Consider the following 24797-nt stretch of genomic DNA (forward strand, 5'->3'; position numbering starts at 1 on the left):
ACCCGCGTTCCGCAACGCCTGTGCTCAAGCCCGGATGCCCTCATCCCCTGCTTCGGACTGCACCTTCAGGCTGCCCCCTTTTAGGCATCCCCCCTCAGGCCGCCATGGCACGGCGGTCGCGGCCCGCGGTCTTGGCCGCATAGAGCGCCCGGTCGGCCGCCGCCAGCAGGTCGTCCAGCGTGCTGCGCCGCCGTGCCACGCTGATGCCGATGCTGACGGTGACGGCCAGCACCCGGCCCGGCACGGGCACCTCGGCCTGACGGACATCCGCCAGCAGACGATCGGCAATGCGGTCCGCATCGGGACCGTTGGCGCCCGGCAGGATGATGGCGAACTCCTCGCCGCCCAGCCGCCCGAGCAGATCGCCGCCGCGCACCGCCGACCCGAGGATGCCGGCCAGCAGGCGCAGCACATCGTCGCCGGCCTGATGGCCGAAACCGTCATTGATCGACTTGAAATGGTCGGCGTCGATCATCAGGACGCCGACCGGCCTGCCCAGCCGCCAACTCTCCTCCAGCAAAGCGGCACCACGCTCCATGAAGGCGCGCCGGTTCAACAGCCCGGTCAGCGGGTCCAGGTTGGCCAATTGCCACAGTCTCTCCTGCTGCAGCTTGCGCTCGCGGACGTCGCGAAGGACACCGACGAAGATCGGCTCACCCTCGCTGTGGGACATGCCGAGCGTGAGTTCGACCGGGAACTCCACGCCGCTGCGGTGGCGCGCCAGCAGTTCGCGGACGGCGTCCTGCGCCTCCAATCCGTGACTGGCGACACGGCCCAGATCCCGCCGGTCGCTCAATTGGCCCGGCAGCAGCAAGTCGATGGTCCGGCCGACCACGTCTTCTGCGGCATAGCCGAACAGGATGGTCGCGGCCGGATTGAAGAACTGGATGGTGCCGGAACCGTCGACCACCAGCATGGCGTCGCGCGCGGTGGTGACGAAGGCGGTCAGCCGTTCCTCGCTGCGCTGCAAAGCGGCGGTGCGCTCCGCCACGCGCTGCTCCAGCCGGGCGTTCGCCTCGGCCAGATCCTGCATCGCCCGACGCCGCCGGGTGACCTGCCGGTAAAGAACGGCGGACAGCGCCGCCCCGCCGCCGCTCAGCACCAGATCCAGCGCGAAATAGACGGGCAGGCGGCCAAGCCAGCCGGCGATCGCCTCCCGTGTTTCGATGTTCGCCGCTGCAATGATGCCGTAACGGGGACTGACCTGATAGGCGCCGGGACCGACCACGCCCGGCAGAATGGAACCCCGCATGGTGCTGGTGGTCGTCCCGGGATTCTGAACATGGTGGAGGAACAGCGGCCAGTCGCCGGCGGACCGGCCGAGGCAGTCCATGCTGGGCAGGCATCCGAACACGAAGCCGGACGGCGAAACGATCGCCGTCTGCATCCCCTCCGGCAGCGGCGAGGCTTCCAGCATCGCGGAGAAGATGTCGGGATCGAGTGCCGCGGTGACGATCCCGACGAGGCGTCCGAAGCGGTCCTCGATGCGGCGGCTGACCGGCACGATCCATGCGCCGTTTGTCCGGCTGACGACCGGCCTGCCGATGAACAGAATGTCCGCACCGCCATTCACATGATGCTGGACATAGTCGCGGTCGGACAGGTTCACGCCGACGGGATGCGGCGTTCGTGAATCGTAGGTCAGGCGTCCGTCCGGCGAGACGACGAAAAGGCCCCGCAAAATCGGGGTGATGCTGTGCTGACGGACCAGCAGGCGATGGATGTCGGCCTCGTCGAGGTCGATGATCCGGTCGGAAATCCGCATGAACTCCGACACCACCGAGATCGTGCGATCGGCGATCTCCATCAATTCTTCCATGTGCTCGGCGCTGTGAGTCGTGGCAAGCGAAGCCACATCCATCATGGACTGGACGCTGGCCCCGCGTTCGGCCGAGAGCAGGCCGCCAAGCACGCCGTTCAACAGGATGATCAGTCCGAGGGTCGTAGCGATCCATATCCGCTTCATGGCGCCCCGTATCGCACAGCGTTCAGAGGAACCATGCTCGCCGATACGCAGGCTCCGCAATTGGGACCAACCGCAGTTGCCGGCGGCCCGGTCTGATCGGGCGCCCGTGAAGCAAGTTGTTATGGCACACCATAACTTGGAAGATCACAATATCATGATCGATATCCGAGATTTTTTAAAATAACCATCAGCGATATCTGAATGGTTATAAGAAGATTTTTGATGGACACCTGTCCAGTGCCCTGACATCGTTCGATCACTAACTTTTACAGGGCGGGCAATCGGAGGTCAGGGCAATGAAATCCTCATCCACAAGTTTCAAGGCGGCTTGCCTGTTCGCACTCGCCGGTCTCGGCATGGGCATCGGAATGGCTGCATCGCAGGACCACAGCCTGATGCCGGCCCATGCGCATCTCAACCTTCTGGGCTGGGTGTCGCTGTTCCTGTTCGGCGTCTATTATCGGCTGCACCCGGCGCTGGAAACCAGCCGCCTTGCCATGACGCAGATCGTCGTATGGAGCGTCGGCACGACCTTCCTGACGGTCGCGGTCGCGGCCCTGCATCTCGGCCATACCGCGTTCGAGCCGGTGGCCGCGGTCAGCGCGCTGCTGCTGTTCGGTTCGCTCGGGCTGTTCACCGTGCTGGTCTTCCGGTCCGGCTCGCCGGCGCAAGCCGCGACGCGGGTGATGACGGCGGCCGAGTGAATCCAGGGAACCGCCGGACCGCGGCCCAGCCGCGGCTCCGAATACATCCGAACGGCGCGCAGGCTGGCGACAGCGGCGCGCCTTTCGCGTTTATGACGGGGAATCCGGGAAAGGCGACGCCGATCGACAAAAGGCGGATGTTTGTGGTGCGGCTCACATCCGGGATTCGGGCGCTTGGGTAGGGTCTGTCCATCGGCAACACGCCGCACCCCGCGGCCCCGAAACTGGAGACAGACCATGATCCGCACCTCCCTGCTGACCGGCTTCGCTTCGCTCGCTCTGTTCGCCGTCCCGGCGATGGCCCAGAACGTCTCCGACATCTCCAACACCGCGGCCGGCATCGGCAACACCGCCAACCAGAGCGCGCTGGTCATGCAGAAGTCCAAGGGTCCCTTCGCCGGGCCGAACAGCGCCACCGTCTCCAACCTCGCGGCCGGCATCGGCAACACGGCCGACCAGAGCGCCTTCGTGAAGCAGAGGAGCGGCGGCGTTTTCAGCGGCGGCTCGGCGGCGACCATCGGCAACACCGCGGCCGGCATCGGCAACAACGCCGGCCAGATGGCGACGGTGATCCAGCGGAGCGGCGGCCTGCTGAGCGGCGGTTCGGTCGCCAATGTCGGCAACACGGCGGCGGGCATCGGCAACACCGCCCTGCAGAGCGGCACCGTGCTGCAGCGGTCTGGCGGTCTGCTCGGCCCCTCCAACCGCAGCTCCATGCAGAACCTGTCGGCCGGCATCGGCAACTTTGCCGGACAGAGCGCCCTGGTGAAGCAGCGCTGACCAGTCACCCTCCTCCCGGCTTCCTCCCTGACCTCGCTCCGGCCCTCATCGGCCGGAGCATTTTTTTGCCCGGCGCCTCTCTCCGCAAGCCTGCGGGAAATCCGCCCGCTGTTGTGGCGCACCTCACAGAGGTCCTCCGGGTGCTTCACTAAGCTTCTCTCAAGAACACAGCCAGGGCGCGGAAGCCCGAAGCCTCACCCCCCAATCGAAGGAACTCCCGCCATGATCCGCATCTATGTTTTGGGTACTCTCGCCGCCGCCCTGCTTGCCACCCCCGCCCTGGCGCAAACCAAGCCCGGCACCGGACCCGGCATGCCGGCGATGATGGCGGTGCCCGGGCTGGTCAGCACCAATGTCGGCAACGCCACCAATGTCGGCGCCGGCATCGGCAACTCGGCACAGCAGCAGGGTGTCTTCCTTCAGGGCGGGGGCGGCGCGCCCATCCGCGGCGTCAGCCCCCTGGTCAGCACCAATGTCGGCACCGCCACCAACGTCGCCGCCGGGATCGGCAACAGTGCCGGGCAGAAGCTGCTGGGCATCCAGGGCAGCGGTGTCCAGGTCGGGCTGAACTTCAGCGGGCGCGGCCCCCTGGTCAGCACCAATGTCGGGGTCGGCACCAACGTCACCGCCGGCCTCGGCAACAGCGCCGCCCAGTCGCTGAACGGCCTGCGCCGCTGAGCGTTCTTTTCCCCTCCAACCCGGGAGGCCACCGATGCCGAAGTTCCCGACACTCCTCGCCGTCGTCGCCCCCCTGCTGTTGTGTGCGGCGGTGGCCGCCCCGGCACAGGCCGGCTCCCTCGCCTGCCAGACCGTCAACGGCAAGACCGTCTGCATGCGGGGCTCGGGAACGCTGAGCTGCGTGACGCACAACGGCCGGACCCGCTGTACGGCCACCCCGTCCGACCCGCAGACGGAGGTCGTTCCCGACACGGAGATCCATCAGCTTTCCCGCCCCGTAGCCCCGGATCTGCACAGCCTCCTCGACCGCCGGGGCTTCCCCTTCGGCCATCAGGCCCACTCCCTGACCCTGGAGGACGATGACGACCCGGACATCGATTGATCCCTCAACCGAACCCCAAATCGGAGACACCGCCATGTCCCGCCTGCTAACCCTGACGCTGTCGCTCGTCACCATCGCCGCGGCACCGGCCTTCGCCGCGTCGCCGACCTTGTCCTACACGCGGACCACCACGCCCGGCCCGCTGATCCTCCAGCCGGCCCCCGGCATCCCCAAGCCGCCACCCTGCCTGACCTGCGGCAAGCCGACCCTGCCGGGCCTCATGACCGGTCCCGTCTATGGCCAGGACCGCGCGCTGAACCCGCAGCCGCTGCCGCCGAAGGAAATCTTCCGTTAGGAAGGATCCACCGTCTCCATCACGCGATCGAAGGGCGACCGGCCACTGCCGGCCGCCCTTCCTTATGTCCGGCCGGCACACGAACGGAGCAGAAGCGCCGCCGACGGCGTACCGCTATTGACGCCAGGGGTCGGTCCGGTTGCCGGCGTACCATGCCCTGGACAGCACCGCCCGCGTCGTCGGCCGACGCTCAGCCAAAGCTCTGCCAGGGGGGCAGCCCATGACCGCGATACGGATCAACTTCGACAAGGATCTCGTCCTCGCCGGGCATTTCCTGCTCAAGCATCTGGAGCGGGAGGAACGGCACCGTCTGGCGACCGCAGCCCGGCTGTCCCACCACCCGCGCGGCGCCATGATCTTCCAGAAGGGCGATCCCGGCGACAGCATGATGGCGGTCATCCGCGGCCGGGTGAAGATCTGCTGCCATTCGATGGACGGCAAGGAACTGGTGCTGAGCATCATCAACAAGGGCGGCCTGTTCGGCGAGATCGCCCTGCTGGACGGCGAGCCGCGCACCGCAGACGCGGTGGCGCTGGAGGAAACCGACCTGCTGGTGCTGGACCGGTCGCAGCTGATGCCGGTGCTGACGGCGAGGCCGGATCTGGCCTTCCGCGTCATCAGCGTGCTGTGCAAGCGCCTGCGCCAGACCAGCGAGCATCTGGAGGACACGCTGTTCCTGGAGGCGTCCTCCCGCTTCGCCCGTGCCCTGAAAAGACTGGCCGACGCCTTCGGCAAGCCGGGGCCGGAGGGGCTGCGGCTGGACATCAAGCTGTCGCAGCAGCAGCTGGGCTGCCTCGTCGGCGTCTCGCGCGAGAGCGTCAACAAGCTGCTGAACGAGTGGCAGCGTGCCGGCGTGATCGAGATGGACGCCGGCTACATCGTCATCCGCGACACCAACGCGCTGGACGACATCGCGGACTCCTGCGGCTGAGGCGCCAAACCCATCCGCCTTGTGAGCCTGCCATGTGAGCCGCGCCACAGCGCCCGTCCCCGCAAATCTCCATCATGCTCCCACACCCGGCCGCCAGCCTTGAGGGAGCCAACGATGATGTCGCCCCGAACCGTCCTGCTGCCCACCGTCGCCGCCCTGCTGCTGACCGCCGGGACCGCCGCCGCCCAGGTCACCGGCGGCATCGCCTTTCCGCCCGGCCCGATCCCCGGTGCGGCGATGGCACAGGCCTTCTCCCAGACGCCGCGCCTGCCGGTGTCGGTCAATCCGACGCCCCGCGGCGCGCCTCCCGGCGCGATGGTCACCAACCCCTCGGTACGCCGCTCCACCGTGAACCAGCAGGCGATCACCCGCATCCGCGGCGACGCCGGCTATCTCGCCGGCTTCAACAAGGGGCAGCCGCTGGCCGCCAGCCGCCAGCCGCCGGTGCAGCCGGTCGACCCCAGCTTCACCATCATCGACGCCCCCTTCATCGTGAACAACTTCAACAGCGCGCTGAACTTCGCCTTCGGCGACGGCAACATCAGCCAGCAGCAGCTCGGCGACGGAACCACGGGGAGCACCACCGGTCCGGTCGAGGCCGCCGCCCCGGCACCGGCGCCCGAACCGGCCCCAGTGCCCGCCCCTACTGCCAAGCCCGCCGGCCCTTCGACGCTGGACATGCTGATGAGCACGGCCGGGCCGCTGCCGCATCTGCCCGCGGCGCTGGCGCATGGCGGCGTGCAGTTCAACAACGTGAACACCACGACCAACACCGCCGTCGGCAAGGGCAACCGCGCGACCCAGACGACCGTCACCGTCCAGCGCTGACCGCCATCAGTTCCGACCGCCGTCAGTTCACCTCGCGCGCCACCCGGAAGCCGTTGGTGAGATAGCGCACGTCGATGTCGTAGCTGTTGCGCATCGTTCCGCTGATGGCCTCCAGCTTGTCGCGCCAGGATCCGCCGCGCAGCACCCGCTTGCGGCAGTTGCCCTGGGTCCAGGCGCTGCCGTCGGCGGGAGCGCCCTGGTAGTTCTTGTTCCAGCAGTCGGCCACCCATTCCGCCACGCCACCGTTCATGTCGTGCAGACCGAGGGGATTGGCCTTGTAGCTGCCCGCCGCGGCCGGGGTCAGGTGTTCGTGCGGGCCGCCGCAATCGTCGCAATCGGCGTGGTTTCCCTCCTCCGCCCCCCACCAGTAGGGAGTCGTGGTGCCGGCCCGCGCGGCGAATTCCCATTCCGCCTCGCTCGGCAGGCGATAGCGCTGTCCGGTCTTGCGGCTGAGCCAGGACACATAGGCCTGGGCATCCTGCCAATGCAGATTGTGGACGGGCGTTCCGTCTGTTGGATTGGCCATGCGCGGCATGTCGGTGCAGCCACCCTCCTGGATGCAGGCGCGCCATTCGCCGACCGTCACCTCATACATGCCGAGCGCGAAGGGCTTGGCGATGGTGACGCGGTGGACCGGCCGCTCCGAGGCATCGCCCTTGTCGTTCCCCATCATGAAGCTGCCGGCCGGCACCCGCACCAGCACCGGACAGGTCGGGCAGTCCTGGAAGCTGTTGCCGGTACCATGGTTGCGTGCGCCTCCGTTGCCCGGCACCGGTGGTGCCGTCGCCGCCACCTGCGGCTCGGCCGGCGGCGGAGTCGCGGCCTGTGACGGTGCAGGGGTCGGCGGGGTTGTCGGCGGGGTTGGCGGCGGGGCCGGGGCCGGGGGCGCTTCGTGCTTCAGCAGCGCGGCGGCGACGAAGCCCTGTGTGCCGTCCTCCAGCGCAATGCGGTACCACCCGCCTTCCGGCACGCGGCCCAGCACCTGAACCGCCGACCCGCGCGCCACCCGGCCAACCCGCGCCCCGTTATTGGCGGGCGTCGCCCGCAGGGTGCCATCCGCCGCGACGGTGTAGCGTCCGGGTTCGGCCGGCTCCAATCCAGGCCCCATCGCCGCTTCCGGCTTCGCCTCCGCTTTCGGCGGTGGTTCCGCCGGCTTGCTCACGACTTTCAGCGCCTCCAACTGGCGGCGGGCCATCGGGGCGTAGCTGCCGCTGCCGAACAGTTGCAGGAAGGCCTGATAATCGCCGGGCTCCCTGCTGCCCTGGATCTTCTTCCACAAACTGTCCTCAAGCTCCGCCACCGGTGCGGTGCCGGGGGCCGCGATGTCCACGCTGACGCTCGCCGTGGCGGCGCCGCCGCGCCCGTCATCGACGCTGTAGTGCAGGCTGCCGGCCGGTCCGGGGGCTGCGGCTTCCGGGTCGAAGGTCAAGGCGGTCAGGGTCTGGACGGTCAGCCGGTCGCCCGGTTTCACCACCGCCGCACCATTGTGGACGCTGCCGCGCTCCGGCACCCCGGTGATGGTGATGGTCAGCGGGTCGCCGTCCGGGTCGGAGGGGGCGTCGATCCCCATCGGATTGCCGGCGACGCGCAGCTTGCGCTCCGGAACCACGGCCGGCGGCTGGTTGCTTGGCTTGATGGTCACGGGGATGGCGCCGGTGGTCATGCCGCCGCGTCCGTCGGCCACCAGGAATTCGAAGGCGCCGGCATCGCCGCGGAAGCTGCCGTCGGGCTTGAAGCTGGTGGCCGCCAGTTGATCCACGGTCAGGTAGTCGCCGATCAGCACGCTGCGCTCCCCGACGCGGACGGTGCCGCCGCGCGGCAGCCCGGTGACGCGGGCGTACATCTGGTCGTCGTCGGGATCGGTCGGCTTGCCGGCCGCCAGCGGCTCCGCGCCGGCACGGTCGAGAACGGTCAGCGCCCGCAACTCTCCCAGCACCGGCGGCCGGTTGGGCGGACGTGGATTGAAGTAGAAGGGGGTTGCGCCGAGCGAGCCGTAGACGAACGGCTCCTGCCGGCCGTTGGTGGCCTGCTTCACCGTATCGCGCACGTTGCGGAAGAACAGGCTCAGTTCCAGCCCCGGCGTCTGGAGATGCTGGAGCAGCGCCGCGCTGAAGGGGCTGTGGTCGCCGGTCCCATCCTCCGCCAGCTGGTCGGCGCGGGTCGCCATCGCCACCAGCGTGTCGCTCGGCGTGTCGTCGACGCTGCCGAAGCCGGGATGCGCCTGGTTGCGGTTCGACCCGCTGCGAGTCAGGCGGTCGACGAAGGGGTTGTTGCGGCAGGCGTCGAGGATGAGGATGCCGAGCTTGCGCGCCCCTGCCAGTTCGCCCATCGGCAGGTTCAGCGGGATCGCCTCATAGACCAGATCGCGTTCCCGCTCCAGCTGGGCATCGGCCGGCAGCAGATAATTGACGCCATTCACCTGGATGCCGTGGCCGGCGTAGAAGATCACCGCCACGTCGGCCTGCGAGGCCTTCAGACCGAACTGGCGCAGGGCGGTGGCGAAGCCGCGGGCGTCAAGGTCGTACTGCTCGTCCACCGTGAAGTTCAGCGCCCGCAACGCCTCGCCGATCGCTTTCGCGTCGTTGCGCGGATTCACCAGTTCCGGCGCGTTGCGGTAGTTGCTGACCCCGATCACCAGCGCCAGACGGCTTTCCGCGGCACCGGACGGCTGGCCGCCCGGTTGACTCCCCGGTTGGCTGCCGCCGGCAGGTCCGGCCGCATGTGCCCATGGCGCCACGACAACCAGCACCAGGAGCAGCAGCGCCGCAAACATCGTCCGGCAGGGTCCGACCGGTCCCACCATCCCCGCCTCCGTACCCGTACAAAGAGGCGCCGCATTCCGTCGGTTGACAGTCGACCAGGAAGGTCGCCGGCGAAGCTTACGGCGCATAGCGGATGGCTGTTCGAAATGATTTCGGAAATTGCCGGCAGCCCGCCATCGATGGAAGAAGCATACCATGGCCCAATTCGATGCCAAGCCGCCCCTTCAGCCCAAAACCGGCAAAAGAGGGGATGCCAAGCCGAAATGATTACTTCCTGTATCGAGCATGATTGCTGACGATTATCACCCGCGGATATCGGCATCTTCATCATCGATCAGCAGCCAGATCCGCACCGCCCTGACCTTGCCCTTCAGCGCCACCTCCCCCACCGGCAGCGCCGTGCAGCGGCCGTGCAGCGCCGACTGCACCGCCTGCCAGGTCGGATCGCCGACGATGATCCGGCAATGGCGGGAGGAGCGCGCATCGATCATCTTGCCGTAGGCCTCCAGCCGGGCGGCGGTGTTGGCGGTGTCGCCCAGCAGGGAGTATTCGCTGTGCCGCAGCCCGCCCAGGCTGCCCGCCACCAGCGGACCGGTATGCACGCCGACGCGGATGCCGACCGGCGGCAGCCCTTCCGCTTGCCACCGGCTGTTCAGCTCCACCAGTTCCCGCCCCATCTGCAAGGCGCAACGGACGGCACGGCCGGCGTCGGCGTCGATCTCCTCCTGCGTGTTGCGGGCGACCGGCGCGCCGAAGACCGCCAGGATCGCGTCGCCGACGAAGCGCAGCACCACCCCGTCATGGGCGGTGACGATGTGCACCATGACGTCCAGATACCCCTCCAGCCAGCGGATCAGCGGCTCCGGCTCCAGCGCTTCGCAGATGGTGGTGAAGCCTTCGATGTCGGAGAACAGCACGGTGGCGGTCAGCTGTTGCGGGCGCGGGCGGTTGCCGGCCATGAAGGTCGCGCGCTCCCGCCAGATCTCGTCGGCCACCGGCTGGGAGACGTGGTTGGCGAACAGCTGCATCATGACGCGCCGGTCGGCCCGTTCGCGCAGCGACATCTGCACGGTCATCGCGGCGATGCCAGCCCCCCAGGCCAGCGACGGCGCCACCAGCGGTACCAGCGGCCCGCCCGCCGCGAACAGCGCCAAAGCCCCGGTCCAGCCCGCCATCGGCACAAGCCCCCCCGCCGCCGCCAGCAGCCACAACGGCAGCCCGGCCAGCGCCACCGCCACCCCAGCCGCCGCCATCAGCAGCGCCAGCGCCGCCTCCCCGGCGAAGGGCAGACGCGGACTGCTCCGCCCGTCCAGCAACTGGGCCAGCACATGCGCCTCGATCTCGACGCCCGGCGTCGAGGCACCGGCCGACGACAGCGGGGTGCGGTGCTGGTCGATGCCGGCCAGCGCCGTGCCTACCAGCACCATCCGCCCCGCGAGCCAGCTTTTCGGCAGAACGGCGACGGTCTCGGCAGGATAGATCGGAAACGGGGTGGTCGAGCCATCCGGCCGGCCATGCCAGTCGATGCGGAAGGGCTCCGCCGGCACGGCCGACACGCCGCCGAGCCGGGCGAGCCGGACCGGCAGGCTGGGGGTGCCGTCGTCGCCGAAGGGGACGTGCCAGCGCACGGCGGCATCCAGCCGGTCCTTCGCCAGATTGGCATGGCCACGCGGCATCCCCTCGGTGAACCCGTCGAGGAAACGGCGCTGCCGGTCGGTCAGGGGGGTCTGATCCAGCGCGGTGATCGCCACCACCGGGACCCCCGCGTTCAGCATGGCGCGGCGCAACCGCTCGTCCAAGTCCGGCAGGCTCGGCTGGTCGAACAGCACGTCGACGCCGACGGCGCGGACCCCGGCCGCCGCCAGCACGCCGATGATGTCAGCCAGCATGCCGCGATCCACCGGCGACCGGCAGGCCAGCCCGGCGAAACTGTCCTCCCCGAACAGCACCAGTGCGATGGCGGGATGCTGCGGCTGCGCCGGGGTTGCTGCGGCGATCAGCCGGTCGCCCAGGCTCTCGTCGGCGGTGCGCAGCGGCGGCACCAGCCGCACGGCAGCGAGCGCCAGCATGGCGCTGCCCAGCATGATGGCGGCTGCCAGCCACCTGCGCGACCATCCGCGACGGTCCGGCGGCGGGTCGCGCACCGCCGGCTTCACGGCAGCAGGAGCCTCCGGCCCTTCCCTTGGGTTCGCCGGCGGGCCGTCCATCCGCCCCTCACCGAACCTTCAGGATCAACTGGGCCGACGCCACTTCCGTTTCGCGCAGGCGGGACACCGCGCGGTCCAACTGCACCGCGGCCTCTTCCGGCAGCGGACGGAAGGCGGCGGCACGGCCGGGCATCTCGTTGTCGAGATTGCGGCTGGTGGCGATGCAGCGCACCTCCAGATCGGCCGGACCGTCGGCGGCGCGCAACGGCATGCGGTCGCCGGACAGGCTGATCGGCACATTGCCCATCACGCGGGCGCTCATCGTGGCACCCGGCGGGAAGATAGGAATCAATTGGGCGCGCGCGTTGCGCAGATAGCAATAAAGATTGGCGTCGCGGTCGGTCTGGACCAGCAGCCGGATGTCCTCGCCCGGCCGGTAGGCGGGTCCGGCCCCGGAGTCAGTAGCCGGATCGGCGGACAGAAAGAGGTCGAGCGGCACCGCCGCATCGCGCAGGGACGCCATCGCCGCGCCGATCTGCCCGGCACAGCCGGCCGACGCCATGCCAACCGCCAGCGCCGCCCCGCCCGTTGCCTCCATCATGCGGAGATGCAGCGTGCCGACCGGCGTTCCATCCGGCCGCAAGGCGCCGATGTCCGCCCCATCCACCAGAGGCAATCCCCGCGGCCAGGGTATTGGGCCGGCGTCGGTCCAACTCACCGGCACACGCTCAGCGCCGGCTTGCAACATCAGACGGTCCAATCCCGGCTCCGCCGGACGGCGCAGCAGCGGCGTGCCTCCGGCCTTGACGCACTGGGTGCCGGAAACCGACGGGTCGACCGCCAGCGTCTTCTCCAGCGCCGCATCCAGCGGATTTCCCAGCGCACGCGCGGCACCAAGGTCGCTCTGCATGAAGCGGTCGTCGGCGGGGCCGGCACGGGCCGAAACGGCGCCGTCCGCCATCTCGCCGGGCACGCCGTCATAGGGACCGCGCAGCCGCAGAAGACGGCCATTGGCGAACAGCAGCGTCGCGTTCGCCCCGTCGGGAAGCCGGACCGCCTGCCCGTCGGCGACGAGCTGGCCCTGGACATAGCCGGGCGCGCTCGATGCCACGACCACCGCCTCCGCCGCGGCGGCCTGACCGCAGCCCAGAGCAAGAACGGCGGCGGCACCCAGCAGATATGAGGGCAACAGACATGAGAAGCGTCTCTTGGGCATGATCGTCACCTCCTGGCTTTGAAAGGATCAGTCCCGGTCTCGGCTTTTCCCCTCATCGGGGGCGAGCAGGCAGGCGGTGCGGGACTGCGTCACCACCGACACCGTGCTGTCCGTTCCACCGTTGCGGCGGAAGCGCAGCCCGTTCATCTGGCTGGCGATGCTGAGCGAGACGACGGCAAGGTCCTCTTCGTCGATGATCTTGTGACCGTCCTGCCAGCATTGGACACGGACCCGCTTGCCGGCCGGGACGACGTCCACCCCGCCCGCGGCACCGCCGCTGGTGGCGCCGGAGCTGTCGGAACTCTTCTTGCGGACCACCGTGGCATCGGCCGGTGCGGTGGCAATGGCGACGGCAGCCAGGCCCAGGCAGGCGGCGAGGATCAGGGCGTGTTTCATGGCATCCCCTCCGTTCCGGCCGCCGGTCAATGGGTCGGCTTGAATTCGACGCGCCGGTTGCGGCCGTCATAGGGATTGGCGGCGAGCGGCGCGGTCGGACCCTTGCCGTCGACGGTGATGCGCTTGGGGTCGATCTGGTGGACACGGACCAGATACTCGCCCACCGACACGGCGCGGCGCTGCGACAGCAGCATGTTGTAGGGAAGGCTGCCGGTGGCGTCGGTGTGGCCCTCCACCGTCAGCCCCAGGGTCGGGTCCTCCTTCATCAGCGCGCCGACGGCGTCGATGTAGGAGGCGGACTCGGCCGGGATCTCGGCGGAATTGAGGGCGAAGTTGATGCGGAAGCCGAAGGCCTGCGGCGCCGCTTCCGGTGCGGGAACGGGAGCAGCGGCGGTCGGCTGGGCGGCGGCCATCTCGGCGGCAGGGGCTTCCGTCCGCACCTCCTGCCGGCGCTGCTTGTGGACGGGGCGGCTGGGCGCCGGCTGCGGAGCTGGCTGTGCCGCCGGCTGCACCTCGGGCTGGGGAGCCGGCTGCGCCGCCGGCGGGATGGGTGCCGAGCCGTAGTTGATCTCGTCGACGGGGCGGGGCCGCTTGGCGGCGGCACCGGCCGCACCGCCGATGATCTCGATGCTGCGGGTGCGGATCTTCGGTTCCGGTGCCACCACCTCGCGCAGTTCCTCCACGCTGGGCGGCCGGTCGAACATCATCACCTTCGACGATCCGGACCCTTCCACCGTCTGGGCGGACACGGAACCGGCCCAGGCGGCGGCCAGCATCGGCAGGGTGGCGACCAGGGCATGGGACAGGACGGATTTGGTCATCTGAGGCTCCATGGGCAGGAGAAGGAACGGCGTTGCCCCCGGTTCTATCGCCATCCCCCGGTTCCCCGCTGTGAGCCGGCCAACAGTCGGCTCCAGTTTTTCCGGCGTCACTCCCCCTGCGCCAGCGTGCCGGGCAACACCTTCACGGTCAGCCGCTTGGCGCGGGCATCGCTGCCCTTGGCCGTCGCGAAGGCGTTGATGACGTCGTCCAGGGCGGCGCCGGGAATGGGCTGCAGATCCTCGCTCTTGAACGCCTCCGGTATCCGCACGCCGATCTCGTCGTGGGAGAGGACGCAGGCGACCGTCTCCTCGGCATTCGGGCGGTCCATGCGCAGGTTGAAGGGTTTCTGCACCCCGGGCGGGATTTCCACCTGCCGGTTGGCCTCGACGAAGGCGTCGGGCTGGAAGCGGTTGGGGAAGATGCGGGACACCGTGCCGGCGGCATCGCGGTAATAGCAATAGACGAAGCCGTCCGCCGTCGGCTGCATCCGCACCACCAGCGCCTCGCCGGCGCGGTAGCGCGGCGCCGGTCCACGGTCCGACGACAGCAGCAGGTCGAGCCGGGACGGCGACGGCTGGGCGCGCGGCAACCCCTCGCCCCCGGCATTGCTGACGCTCTGCAAGCGGGCCGGCGGTGCCCCGCCGCCCTGGCTGCCTTGGCCGGGCGGCTTGGCGAGCAGGCGTTGATAGAGGTCGAAATCGATGCGGCCGGTGGCGATCAGGTCGTTGTCCGCCTGGAAGCGACCGACCGCTTCGGCAGTGCGCTGGTCGAGCTGCCCGTTGACCGGTCCGTCGTAATAGCCCTGCGCCGACAGCGCGCGCTGGCTGAAGGTGACGCGTTCCGACGGAGCCATGCCGTCGAACCAGCCGCGTGCCTCCGCCATGAAGGCGGGGTTGGTCTGGTCGATGCCCAGGCATTGCCAGTAGGGCACGCGGGTCAGCTTGCCCAGCACCTCGATGGTGCTGAGTTCGACCAGCGTGCGCACGCCCTGGTGCAGCCCCTCCGAGCGGTTCAGCGAGATGTTGAAGGACAGGCCGGCCTTGCCGATCACCCCGCCGGCATCGGCACCGCGCCCCGACGACACCACCGCCAGCGTGTTGGACGCCGACATGCCGGGGATGATCTGGCGGGTCACCAGCTCCCCGACATTGAGGTCGACCGAGACCATCGACACCACCTGATCGGCCGACACGCTGAGATCCAGCTTGGGCAGCGACAGCCCCGCCCCCGCCGCCTCGCTGACGACATTGTCGTCCAGCTGGGTGATGGCGCCGCGGATGTAATAGGACGGCGCGCGGAAGTTGGGCTGGACGCCGATCATCCAGTACAGCGCGTTGACGTCGTCCAGCGCCGGCTCGAAATCGACGAAGCGGAAGGCGCTGGAGGTCTCCGACATGCGGGAGACGGCGGTGATCAGCATCTCCTTCGTGCCGCCGGCCACCCGGCCGGTGGCGTCGGGCAGGCCGTTGGCGGTGATGTAGATGTCGCGCTTGCCGTGGGTCCACAGCAGCGTGTCCATGCAGCGCAGCGCCTCGCTGAAGCTGCTGATGGTGCGGACGGCCGGGGTCTTCGGCTGCTGCACCACGCGCGCCATCTCGCCGGAGGTGAAGCAGCCGCCCAGCGCCAGCGTCAGGCCGGCGCAAACCGTGACGGAACCAAGGAACCGGACCATGCTCATCGGCGCTGTCTCCTGTGGGTTGGCGCGTCCGGCTCCGTGACCGCATTGTCAGGGCGGCCTGAGGCCGGTCACCGCGCCGACAATTGCGGGCTGCGGTCGGCGCGGACCGTGATGGTGATCTTCTTCGACATGATCGGCGGGTCGTGCGGCACATGGTCGGCATCGGCCAGAACCAGTTGCAGCGTGTGGCGGCCGGGCGGCAGTTCCAGCACCGTTTCGGTCTGGCCCTTGCCGAAATGCAGGTGCTGCTTGTCGCTGGGGATCGGCTCGTCGAAATTCTTCAGGTCGGTGTCGATCAGCAGATGATGGTGGCCGGTGCCGTCCTTGTGGACGCCGGCCGGCGCCACGCCGAAATTGCGCAGCCCGAACCACACCTTGAACCGGGTTCCCACCACCTGGCCGTTGTTGGGCCAGCCGATGTAGAGCCACGCATCCTTGCGGCCGGGCGTGCGCTGCGCGGTGTCGGCCCCCTTCTGCTGACCGGCCTTCCGGTCGGCCGATGCCTCCGCCGCAGAGACCGGCGTCGCTGCGGTGAGCAACGGCACGACCGACAGCAGACCCCACAGCACCGCGCCGGACGCGGCACCCAAGGCAGCGCGCGGGCTGGGGCGGCTGGCAAGCACGGATGTTCCTGACGTCATGGTGCCCTCCCTGTGGCGGACATGAACCGAGCGGCTCCGGTCAGCGGACGGTGATGGTCACCTTCTCCGACATCACCGGCGGGTTGTGCGGAATATGGTCGGCATCGCCCAGCACCATCTGCAGCGTGTGGGTTCCGGGCGGAAGCTCCAGACGGGCTTCGGTCTGGCCGGCGCCGAAATGCAGATGCTGCTTGTCGTTGGGGATCGGTTCGTCCGGGTTGGTCAGTTCGGTGTCGATCAGCAGGTGATGGTGTCCGGTATCGGCATGGCTGACGCCGGCCGGTGCAATCCCCATGTTCTGAAGTCCCATGCGGACCCAGAATTTTCCGCCATTGATGACCGTCCCGTTGGAAGGCCACAGAATGTAGGCACGCGCGTCGTCGGGCGCTTTCGCCCGGTCGGCCAATCCCTGCCCAGCCAGAAACAGCGGCAGAAGCAGCAGGGCGCCGACTGCGATCACGGCAGTCCGCAACATGGTTTCCCCCTGTTTTCTTCATCGCTCTTTGTCGGATGATGTCGATCTTAGTCTTCCACCGGGAAGCAGGGTTCCCCCGAATTCTTGGGTAATCCCATCCCGTTGGAAAAAAGCCCCGCTCCGCTCCGTCTCCTTCCCATTGGGCGGATGATCGGCATCGCCTTCCCCATCATTGCGGGGGAGACCGGCGCAGGCAGGACCGGCCGGCGCCCTTTTCAGCGCTTGATCCCGAACAGTTGCTCGTTCATCGCCGCCCGGTCCGCCGCCACACCGGCCGGCCGCCCCGGCGGCGTCAATCCGCCGCCCATCGGGCCGCTCCCCAGGACGGGGGTGCTGGTCCGGCCGCTGCCCATCCAGGGCGGAAAGGCACCGCCGGGACCGGCCGCGGCGGGCGTCGCGCTGCCGGCCCGGTGCGCCAGCATGGACACGGCCGCCGCCGACAGCGGGACGCCGCCGGACTGCACCTCGAACGCGGCCGCCGGCCGGACGATGGCGGTGACCGCTGCGATAACGGAAAGGCAAAGGATGACGGCGGCGAGGCGACGCATCGGGGTTTTCCTCCGCGGACAGGGCCGGAAGCGGCAAGGCCCCATCCTGCCGCACCCCATACGCCGTCCGCTGTGGCCCGGGCCACAGTTGCGTTCAGAAAGCAGCGGTCGAAAACCGCGGCGGGCTCATGCCCCGTCGGGGATACGTGCGATGACCTTGATTTCGAAATCGAACCCCGCCAGCCAAGTCACCCCGACCGCGGTCCAGTTCGGATAGGGCGGATCGCCGATCACCTTTTCACGCACCGCCATGACGGTCCCGATCTGGTTCGCCGGATCGGTGTGGAAGGTGGTGACGTCGACGACATCGTCGAAGCTGCAGCCGGCGGCCTTCAGCACATTGGCGAGGTTGTCGAAAGCCTGCTGCACCTGCCGCTCGAAGTCGGGCTCCGGCGAGCCGTCCACACGGCTGCCGACCTGCCCCGATACGAACAGAAGGTCACCGGAGCGTATCGCCGCCGAATAGCGGTGCTGCTCGTAAAGCGCGTGCCGATTGGCCGGAGTGATCGCTTGGCGTCGAGCCATGGTCCTGTTCCTTCTTTAAGTGCCGGGGTGACCGGCGTCTGGCTTCACAGCGCAGACGCAATTTGATATACGCTGCGTATGTGAATGACAACACACATACACTCCGTATGTCAACTCACATACGGAGTGTATGTCCAATCGGCGGAGACGGACATGGCTGGCAAGAAGCGGTCTGAAATGATGGAGGAAACCCGCGCCAAGCTGATCGCGTCCGCGCGCAAGGCCTTCGCCGAAAAGGGATTTGCCGCCGCCTCGATGGATGACCTGACGGCCGAGGCCGGATTGACGCGCGGCGCGCTCTATCACAATTTCGGCGACAAGCGCGGCCTCCTCCAGGCGGTCGTCGACCAGTTGGACGCCGAGATGGCGGCGCGCGCGCGCGATATCGGCGCCAAGGCCGGAAATGACTGGGACGGGCTTCTGGCGGAGGGCGTCGCCTATATCGAGATGGCTCTGGAACCCGAAGTCCAACGCATCGTGCTGCTGGACGGGCCGGCCTTCCTGGGCGATCCCTCGCAATGGCCGAGCCAGAATGGCTGCCTCCAGGAGACCCGGCGGACGGTGGAGCGGCTGATCGCCCAGGGGATCGTCAGGCCCCTCGATCCCGAGGCGGCCGCCCGGCTTTTGAACGGGGCGGCGCTGAACGCCGCGCTTTGGGTGGCGGCCTGCGACGATCCGCAGGATGTCCTCGCCAAAGCGGTCGAGGCATTCCGGGTCCTGGCGGAGGGCCTGCTGGCACGTCCATCCTGACGCGGTCAGAAATCCAGCATCGCGTTGTCGATCACCTCCTTCATGACGAAGAAGGTGCGCGTCTGCCGCACGCCGGGCAGCGCGATCAGCTCCTGCCCGTGCAGGCGGTTGAAGTCCGCGATGTCGCTGACCCGGATCTTCAGGAAGAAATCGAAGTCCCCGGCGACGAGATGGCAGTCGAGGACAAAGGGCAGCTTGCGGATCGCCCGCTCGAACTCGGCGAAGCTCTCCGGCGTCGAGCGGTCCAGTTCCACCCCGACCATCACCAGCGTGCCGCGGTCGACCTTGGCCGGCTCGATCTCGGCCCGGACGGAGCGGATGTAACCCTCGGCGAACAGGCGCTGCGTATGCCGGTGGCAGGTGGCGGGACTGAGATGCACCGCAGCCGCCAGATCCGCGTTCGTCATCCGGCCATCCCTTTGAAGAAATTGGAGAATCTTCCGGTCAGTCGGACTCAGCTCTTCGGTGGTGACGTTTTCTCTCATTCTGCCCCCGGTTTTTGGAAAAATCACCCACTGAACGGCATTCTAGAGGCGATGAAGCGCAATTCGATAGCGAAGTTCGAGAGCACCTTTCATTTCGGTGGTGATAGCGTCCCTTCACCTAGACAGTGGAGCCCCGCCATGCTGCGTCTCGATCGCTTCGAACGTTACCCGCTCACCTTCGGCCCGACTCCCATCGAACACCTGCCGCGCCTGACCGAAGCGCTCGGCGGCAAGGTCGAGATCTACGCCAAGCGCGACGACTGCAACTCCGGCCTCGCCATGGGCGGCAACAAGCTGCGCAAGCTGGAATACATCGTCCCCGACGCCATCGCGGCCGGTGCCGACACGCTGGTGTCGATCGGCGGCGTGCAGTCGAACCACACCCGCATGGTGGCGGCGACCGCGGCGAAGCTGGGCATGAAGTGCGTGGTCGTCCAGGAAAGCTGGGTCCCGCACGAGGACGCCGTCTATGACCGCGTCGGCAATATCCTGCTGACCCGCCTGATGGGCGCCGACAGCCGCATCGTTTCCGACGGCTTCGACATCGGCATCCGCAAGAGCTGGGAAGACGCCATCCAGTCGGTGAAGGATGTCGGCGGCAAGCCCTATGGCATTCCGGCCGGCGGCTCCGTCCACAAATACGGTGGTCTCGGCTATGTCGGCTTCGCCGAAGAGGTCCGCAAGCAGGAGGCCGAACTCGGCTTCAAGTTCGACTACATCGTCGTCTGCGTGGTGACCGGCTCGACCCAGGGCGGCATGATCGTCGGCTTCGCCGCCGACGACCGCGCCGACCGCGTGATCGGCATCGACGCCTCCGGCACGCCGGAACAGACCCGCGCCCAGGTCCGCCAGATCGTCGACAACACCGCCGAACTGGTCGAACTCGGCCGCAAGGTCCGCGACGACGAGATCGTCATCCTGGAAGATTACGCCTACCCGGCCTACGGTGTGCCCAGCGCCGAAACCAACGAGGCGATCCGCCTCGCCGCCCGCACCGAGGCGATGATCACCGACCCGGTCTATGAGGGCAAGTCGATGCAGGGCATGATCGACCTCGTGAAGAAGGGCTATTTCCCCGAAGGTTCGAAGGTCCTCTACGCCCATCTCGGCGGCGCCCCGGCGCTGAACGGCTACAGCTACACCTACCGCAACGGCTGAGGATGCAACGATCCCCCCGATCCAGGCGATCGGGGGGATCGCTCTTCAGCGACGAAGCACCTTATTCGTCCAACCCCGCAATCGTGACCGCCAGCGCCTGGGCGCGCGGCACCAGCGTATCGAGCCGGCACCATTCGCGCTCGGTATGGGCCGCTCCGCCGACCGGCCCCAGCCCGCACAGGGACGGCACGCCCAGCGCGCCGGTGAAGCCGGAATCGGCGCAGCCACCGGTGAACTCCCCGCCCACCTCGAAGCCGACCTCCTCCGCCGCCGCCTGATAACGGGTGAACAGATCGGCCGAGTGCTGCTCCTCCAGCGGCATGAACAGGTGCCCACGCTGGTAGGACGCGCTGGTACCCGGCACATCCCCGGCCGCCAGGATCGCCTCCACCCGCGCCAGAATGCCGTCGAGCTGGTCAACGGAACGGAAACGGATGTCCAGCGCCGCCTCCGCATGGTCGGCGACGGTGTTGTGCGTCCGGCCGCCGCGGATGACGCCGACATTGGTGGTGATGCCGCTGGCATAGTCGGTCAGCGCATGCAGCGCGGTGATCTTCGCCGCCAGCGCACCGATGGCGCTCGCCCCGTCGGCGTGGTTGACGCCGGAATGGGCGGCCCGTCCGGTCACCGTGATATCGAGCGTCAACCCGCCCTTGCGCGCGGTGACCACATTGCCCGACACCCGCCCCGGCTCGGCATTGAAGGCGGCGCGGGCACCCCGCGCCACCTCCTCGATGATCCTGCGTCCGGAAGGCGAGCCAATCTCCTCGTCAGCGGTGAACAGACCGATCAGCGGAAAGGCCGTGCCGCCCGCCGCCTTCAGCGCCCGCAGCACGAAGACATCGACGACCAGCCCGCCCTTCATGTCGGCCACCCCCGGCCCGCGGGCGGTGTCGCCGTCACGGCTGAAGGGCCGGACCGCCACCGTGCCCTTGGGATAGACGGTGTCGCGATGCCCCATCAGCAGCACCGGTGCCCCGCCGCTCCGTCCGGGAATATCGGCCTTCAGCACGGCGCCGTAGGTCTCGTTGGGGAAGCGGTGGACGGCGATGCCGTCGGCCTCCAGCATCGCCGCCATGATGTCGCCGACCGCATCGATGCCGGCGCCGTCGCGGCTGCCGGAGTCGATATCGACGATGCGCTGGAGCATCTCCTCCATCTCGGCGCGGCGGCCCGCCAGCCAGTCGCTGGCGCGTTGGGCAAGCGGGGTCATGCGCGGGGAGCCTCCTTGCGGGCCTTGCTGATAGCGGGACCGGTCTCACCCAGGTCCCAGAACAGCCCGGCCATCACCCGCAGGGCCTCCTCGACGACGGGGGCCAGCAGATGTTCGTCGGGCGCATGCTGGGAACAGGCAGGGTAGGAATGGGGCACCCAGATGGTCGGCAGCCCCAGAACCTCGGCGAAGACATCGTTGGGGATCGAGCCGCCCAGATTGGGCAGCAGCGCCGGCTTCTTGGCCGTGGTGCGCGCCAGCGAGTCCAGCGCCCAGCCGACCCACGGGTCGGTGGGATCGAGCCGGGTGGCGGAGAACGCCTCCATCCGGCTGGCGGTCACCTGCACCCGTTCGAAGCCGTCGGCGGCGAGATGGGCGCGCACGGCGTCGAGCACCTTCACCGGATCGGTACCGACGACGAAGCGGAGTTGCAGCGTCGCCTTGGCGCTGGCCGGCACCGCGTTGACCGGCGCACGCGGATTGCCGGTCTCGAAGGCCAGCACCTCCAGCGTATTCCAGCCGAACACCCGTTCTTCCGGCGTCAGGCCGGGCTCGCCCCAGTCGCGGTCGATCTCCGGATCATTCGGACCGCCGCCTACCGTCAGGTCGGCGAGGGCGGCCTTGACCGCCGGCGGGATGCCGGCCGGCTTCAGCGCATCGAGCCTGATCCGCCCCCGACCGTCGACCAGCGAGGCGATGGCGTTGGCGAGGATGGTGCCGGGATTGGCGAGCAGCCCGCCCCAGTTGCCGGAATGGTGGGCGCCCTTGCGCAGATCGACCGTCAGTTCGAAATTCAGCGCCCCGCGCGAGCCGAGGAACACCGTCGGCCGTTCTGCGATCACCCGCGGCCCATCGGATGCGATCAGCACGTCGGCGGCCAGCGCATCGCCATGGCTCTCGGCCAGCGCCCGCAGGCCGGGCGATCCCGCCTCCTCGCCCATCTCGATCACGAACTTGGCATTGAAGCCAAGGGTCCCGCCGCGTTCCGCCATCACCTGGGCCAACGCCGCGATGTTGACGGAATGCTGGCCCTTGTTGTCGGCGGTGCCGCGCCCGTACCAGCGGTCGCCCTGGATCGTCACCGTCCACGGGTCGATGCCGTCGCGCCAACGTCCCTCATGGCCCGGCACCACGTCGCCATGGCCGTAGATCAGCACCGTCGGCAGATGGTCCGCCTCATGCCGTACCGCGATCAGGAACGGCCCGCGGCCGGCGACCGGGTTCTCCACAATGGTGCTGGTGAAGCCGAGTGCGGCCAGCGACGGGATCATCTCCCCGCCCAGATAGGCGTGCAGCTCCGCCGCGCGGTCGGGCGACTGGCTTTCCGACTTGATGGCGACACGCCGCGTCAGGTCGGCCAGGAAGGCGCCGGACGCGAAATGATGGGCGGCGCGCGCGATGGCGCCGTCACGCGATGGCTGATGGGTCATGACGGAACTCGGGTGTGGGGATTGGGTCGTTACGAAGCGTAATGGCAGGCGGCGACACCGTCGGCGACCGGCAGGGAACCGGGTGCCTCGGCATGGCAACGGTCGGTGGCGCGCGGACAGCGCGGGTGGAAGGCGCAGCCGGGCGGCGGCGCGATCGGGTTGGGGAAGGAGCCGGCGATCACCGTATCGGGCATGCCCAGCGACGGGTCGGGTGTCAGCACGCAGTCGAGCAGCGCGCGGGAATAGGGATGGCTGGCTTGGGTGAAAAGCGCCTCGCGCCCGCGTTCCTCGACGATGCGGCCGAGATACATCACCGCCACCCGGTCGGCCAGATGCTCGACCACCGCCAGATTGTGGCTGATGAAGAAGTAGGTCAGCTTGAATTCGCGCTTCAAATCCATCAGCAGGTTCAGGATCTGCGCCTGCACCGAGACGTCGAGCGCCGAGGTCGGCTCGTCGCAGATCAGCACGTCCGGCTGCATCACCAGCGCGCGGGCGATGGCGACGCGCTGGCGCTGGCCGCCCGACATCTGGCCGGGATAGGCGTCGATCATCCGGCGCGGCAGCCCGACGGCGTCCAGCATCTCCGCCACCTTCTTCTGCCGGCTGGCCGAGGTGCCGATGCCGTGCGCGACCAGCGGCAGGGCGATCAGGTCGGCGACCGACTTGCGCGGGTTCAGCGAGGAATAGGGGTCCTGGAACACCGGCTGGATGCGCCGCGCCACCTCCCGCCGGTCAGTTTGGGCGATCGGCACGCCGTCGATGCGGATTTCGCCGGCGGTCGGCTTGGTCAGCCCCAGCAGCATCTTCGCCAGCGTCGATTTGCCCGATCCGCTTTCGCCGACCAGCGCATGCACCTCGCCGCGGGCGACGGTCAGCGACACACCGCCGACGGCGGTCAGCATCGCCCGGGGTTTGAACATCCCCTGCGGCACCGGATAGATCTTGGTGACGTTGTCGAGTTCGAGCACCGGAACGGTCATCTCGGTCTCCGGTCAATGAAGGCGATTAAGCGGGAACGGCGACGGGGTCGAGCACGCAGGCCATGCGGTGGCCGGGACCGAGGTCCCGTTCCGGAATGGCGGCGGCGCAGGCCTCGGTGGCGCGGTCACAGCGGTTGCGGAAGGCGCAGCCGGCCAGCGGACCGATCAGGTTCGGCACCTGTCCCGGGATGGTGCCCAGCGGCTCGCCCGGCCTGGTCCGGCCGGGGACCGGGATGGCACGCAGAAGTCCCTGGGTGTAGGGGTGGCTGGGAGCACCGAACACCGCCTCGACCGGGCCGGTCTCGATCAGCCGGCCGGCATACATCACCGCCACCTTGGTGGCGACGCGGGCGACGACGCCGAGATCGTGGGTCACCAGGATCAGCCCCATGCCGAACTCGCGCTGGATGTCGCGCAGCAGCATCAGGATCTGCGCCTGGATCGTCACGTCCAGTGCTGTGGTCGGCTCGTCGGCGATGATCAGGTCGGGCTCGCACATCAGCCCCATGGCGATCATCACCCGCTGGCGCAGGCCGCCCGACAGCTGGTGCGGATACTGGCCGAGCCGCGAGGCGGCGGCGGTGATGCCGACCCGCTCCAGCAGATGGACCGCCCGGTCGCGCGCCTCGGCACGGCTGACCGGACGATGGCGGCGCAGCGCCTCGGTCAGCTGGTCGCCGACCGTATAGGCCGGGTTCAGCGAGGTCATCGGCTCCTGGAAGATCATCGCCATGCGGTCGCCGCGCAGATCCTCCATCTCGCGGCGGCCGGCGGCCATCAGGTCGATGCCATCGAAGCGCATGGAGCGCGCCTTGCGCACCGCCCTGGACGGCAGCAAATCCATCAGGGCCAGCGAGGTCAGCGACTTGCCCGATCCGCTCTCGCCGACGATGGCCAGCGTCTCGCCGCGCTCCAGGGTGAAGGACACCCCGTTGACGGCGTGCAGCAGCCCGGCTTCGGTGGGGATCTCGATGGTAAGGTGATCGACGTCGAGCAGGGGCATG

At 68.7% G+C, this 24797-nt stretch carries 25 protein-coding genes; 9 read left to right on the forward strand and 16 right to left on the reverse strand.

Features of this window, described 5'->3' with window-relative positions; all coding sequences use genetic code 11:
- Window positions 1–94: 94 nt before the first annotated feature.
- Window positions 95–1966, reverse strand: a complete 1872-nt coding sequence (locus J2848_RS17700; RefSeq protein ID WP_149232178.1) for a sensor domain-containing diguanylate cyclase — start codon at window positions 1964–1966, stop codon at window positions 95–97.
- Window positions 1967–2262: 296 nt separating this feature from the next.
- On the opposite strand from J2848_RS17700, the gene J2848_RS17705 reads away from it, so the two are divergent.
- The 7 genes from J2848_RS17705 to J2848_RS17735 all read left to right on the forward strand — a co-directional run bounded on the left by J2848_RS17705 (window position 2263) and on the right by J2848_RS17735 (window position 6564).
- Entirely contained in the window at window positions 2263–2670 is a 408-nt protein-coding gene (locus J2848_RS17705) for a hypothetical protein (RefSeq protein ID WP_149232177.1), read from the forward strand.
- Window positions 2671–2907: 237 nt separating this feature from the next.
- On the forward strand, window positions 2908–3450 hold the full coding sequence (locus J2848_RS17710; protein ID WP_149232176.1) for a hypothetical protein: 543 nt from the start codon (window positions 2908–2910) through the stop codon (window positions 3448–3450).
- Between the two features lie 222 nt (window positions 3451–3672).
- Complete coding sequence (locus tag J2848_RS17715; protein WP_149232175.1) at window positions 3673–4128, forward strand: hypothetical protein; 456 nt, start codon at window positions 3673–3675, stop codon at window positions 4126–4128.
- Between the two features lie 34 nt (window positions 4129–4162).
- On the forward strand, window positions 4163–4510 hold the full coding sequence (locus J2848_RS17720; protein ID WP_149232174.1) for a hypothetical protein: 348 nt from the start codon (window positions 4163–4165) through the stop codon (window positions 4508–4510).
- Between the two features lie 34 nt (window positions 4511–4544).
- Entirely contained in the window at window positions 4545–4805 is a 261-nt protein-coding gene (locus J2848_RS17725) for a hypothetical protein (protein WP_149232173.1), read from the forward strand.
- A gap of 220 nt (window positions 4806–5025) precedes the next feature.
- Entirely contained in the window at window positions 5026–5736 is a 711-nt protein-coding gene (locus J2848_RS17730) for a Crp/Fnr family transcriptional regulator (protein ID WP_149232172.1), read from the forward strand.
- 114 nt (window positions 5737–5850) lie between these two features.
- A complete protein-coding gene (locus J2848_RS17735) occupies window positions 5851–6564 on the forward strand; it encodes a hypothetical protein (RefSeq protein WP_149232171.1) in 714 nt (237 codons plus the stop codon).
- Window positions 6565–6586: 22 nt separating this feature from the next.
- Here J2848_RS17735 and J2848_RS35945 read toward each other — a convergent pair whose 3' ends face one another.
- From J2848_RS35945 to J2848_RS17790, 10 genes are all read right to left on the reverse strand, one after another.
- Entirely contained in the window at window positions 6587–9367 is a 2781-nt protein-coding gene (locus tag J2848_RS35945; protein ID WP_170307078.1) for an SUMF1/EgtB/PvdO family nonheme iron enzyme, read from the reverse strand.
- A 261-nt stretch (window positions 9368–9628) separates the two neighbouring features.
- Window positions 9629–11482 carry an adenylate/guanylate cyclase domain-containing protein gene (locus J2848_RS17750; protein WP_170307077.1) on the reverse strand — a complete coding sequence of 618 codons (1854 nt, stop codon included), beginning with the start codon at window positions 11480–11482 and terminating at the stop codon, window positions 9629–9631.
- A 58-nt stretch (window positions 11483–11540) separates the two neighbouring features.
- A complete protein-coding gene (locus J2848_RS17755; RefSeq protein ID WP_149232168.1) occupies window positions 11541–12689 on the reverse strand; it encodes a DUF4384 domain-containing protein in 1149 nt (382 codons plus the stop codon).
- A gap of 27 nt (window positions 12690–12716) precedes the next feature.
- Window positions 12717–13085 (reverse strand): hypothetical protein, encoded by a 369-nt coding sequence (locus J2848_RS17760; RefSeq protein ID WP_149232167.1) that lies wholly within the window; start codon window positions 13083–13085, stop codon window positions 12717–12719.
- Between the two features lie 26 nt (window positions 13086–13111).
- On the reverse strand, window positions 13112–13906 hold the full coding sequence (locus J2848_RS17765; protein WP_170307076.1) for an OmpA family protein: 795 nt from the start codon (window positions 13904–13906) through the stop codon (window positions 13112–13114).
- A 107-nt stretch (window positions 13907–14013) separates the two neighbouring features.
- Complete coding sequence (locus tag J2848_RS17770) at window positions 14014–15585, reverse strand: DUF4384 domain-containing protein (protein WP_149232165.1); 1572 nt, start codon at window positions 15583–15585, stop codon at window positions 14014–14016.
- Window positions 15586–15653: 68 nt separating this feature from the next.
- Entirely contained in the window at window positions 15654–16226 is a 573-nt protein-coding gene (locus J2848_RS17775; protein WP_149232164.1) for a DUF4399 domain-containing protein, read from the reverse strand.
- Window positions 16227–16266: 40 nt separating this feature from the next.
- The gene (locus J2848_RS17780) at window positions 16267–16701 is read right to left on the reverse strand and encodes a DUF4399 domain-containing protein (protein WP_149232163.1); all 435 of its coding nucleotides are present in this window, start codon (window positions 16699–16701) and stop codon (window positions 16267–16269) included.
- A 215-nt stretch (window positions 16702–16916) separates the two neighbouring features.
- Window positions 16917–17249: a hypothetical protein gene (locus tag J2848_RS17785; RefSeq protein WP_149232162.1), complete on the reverse strand. Its 333-nt coding sequence runs from the start codon at window positions 17247–17249 to the stop codon at window positions 16917–16919.
- 126 nt (window positions 17250–17375) lie between these two features.
- Entirely contained in the window at window positions 17376–17774 is a 399-nt protein-coding gene (locus tag J2848_RS17790) for a RidA family protein (RefSeq protein WP_149232161.1), read from the reverse strand.
- 153 nt (window positions 17775–17927) lie between these two features.
- Between J2848_RS17790 and J2848_RS17795 the strand changes: the two genes are divergently transcribed.
- Entirely contained in the window at window positions 17928–18524 is a 597-nt protein-coding gene (locus tag J2848_RS17795; protein WP_149232160.1) for a TetR/AcrR family transcriptional regulator, read from the forward strand.
- Between the two features lie 5 nt (window positions 18525–18529).
- On the opposite strand, the gene J2848_RS17800 is transcribed toward J2848_RS17795, so the two are convergent.
- Complete coding sequence (locus tag J2848_RS17800; RefSeq protein WP_149232159.1) at window positions 18530–19009, reverse strand: Lrp/AsnC family transcriptional regulator; 480 nt, start codon at window positions 19007–19009, stop codon at window positions 18530–18532.
- Window positions 19010–19147: 138 nt separating this feature from the next.
- Here J2848_RS17800 and J2848_RS17805 point away from each other — a divergent pair, with 138 nt between their 5' ends.
- Window positions 19148–20167, forward strand: coding sequence for a 1-aminocyclopropane-1-carboxylate deaminase (locus J2848_RS17805; protein ID WP_149232158.1), 1020 nt, complete (start codon window positions 19148–19150; stop codon window positions 20165–20167).
- 61 nt (window positions 20168–20228) lie between these two features.
- On the opposite strand, the gene J2848_RS17810 is transcribed toward J2848_RS17805, so the two are convergent.
- From J2848_RS17810 to J2848_RS17825, 4 genes are read right to left on the reverse strand one after another with little or no spacing between them, the layout of a single operon-like run.
- On the reverse strand, window positions 20229–21380 hold the full coding sequence (locus J2848_RS17810) for a M20 family metallopeptidase (protein ID WP_149232157.1): 1152 nt from the start codon (window positions 21378–21380) through the stop codon (window positions 20229–20231).
- Window positions 21377–22810, reverse strand: a complete 1434-nt coding sequence (locus J2848_RS17815; RefSeq protein WP_149232156.1) for a M20 family metallopeptidase — start codon at window positions 22808–22810, stop codon at window positions 21377–21379. The genes J2848_RS17810 and J2848_RS17815 overlap by 4 nt, the downstream gene beginning before the upstream one ends.
- A 29-nt stretch (window positions 22811–22839) precedes the next feature.
- Window positions 22840–23793, reverse strand: a complete 954-nt coding sequence (locus J2848_RS17820) for an ABC transporter ATP-binding protein (protein ID WP_149232155.1) — start codon at window positions 23791–23793, stop codon at window positions 22840–22842.
- A gap of 25 nt (window positions 23794–23818) precedes the next feature.
- The gene (locus tag J2848_RS17825) at window positions 23819–24796 is read right to left on the reverse strand and encodes an ABC transporter ATP-binding protein (RefSeq protein WP_149232154.1); all 978 of its coding nucleotides are present in this window, start codon (window positions 24794–24796) and stop codon (window positions 23819–23821) included.
- Between the last annotated feature and the right edge of the window lies 1 nt (window position 24797).

This window comes from Azospirillum lipoferum (genome assembly GCF_024170005.1).
GTDB classification, from domain to species: Bacteria; Pseudomonadota; Alphaproteobacteria; order Azospirillales; family Azospirillaceae; genus Azospirillum; species Azospirillum lipoferum.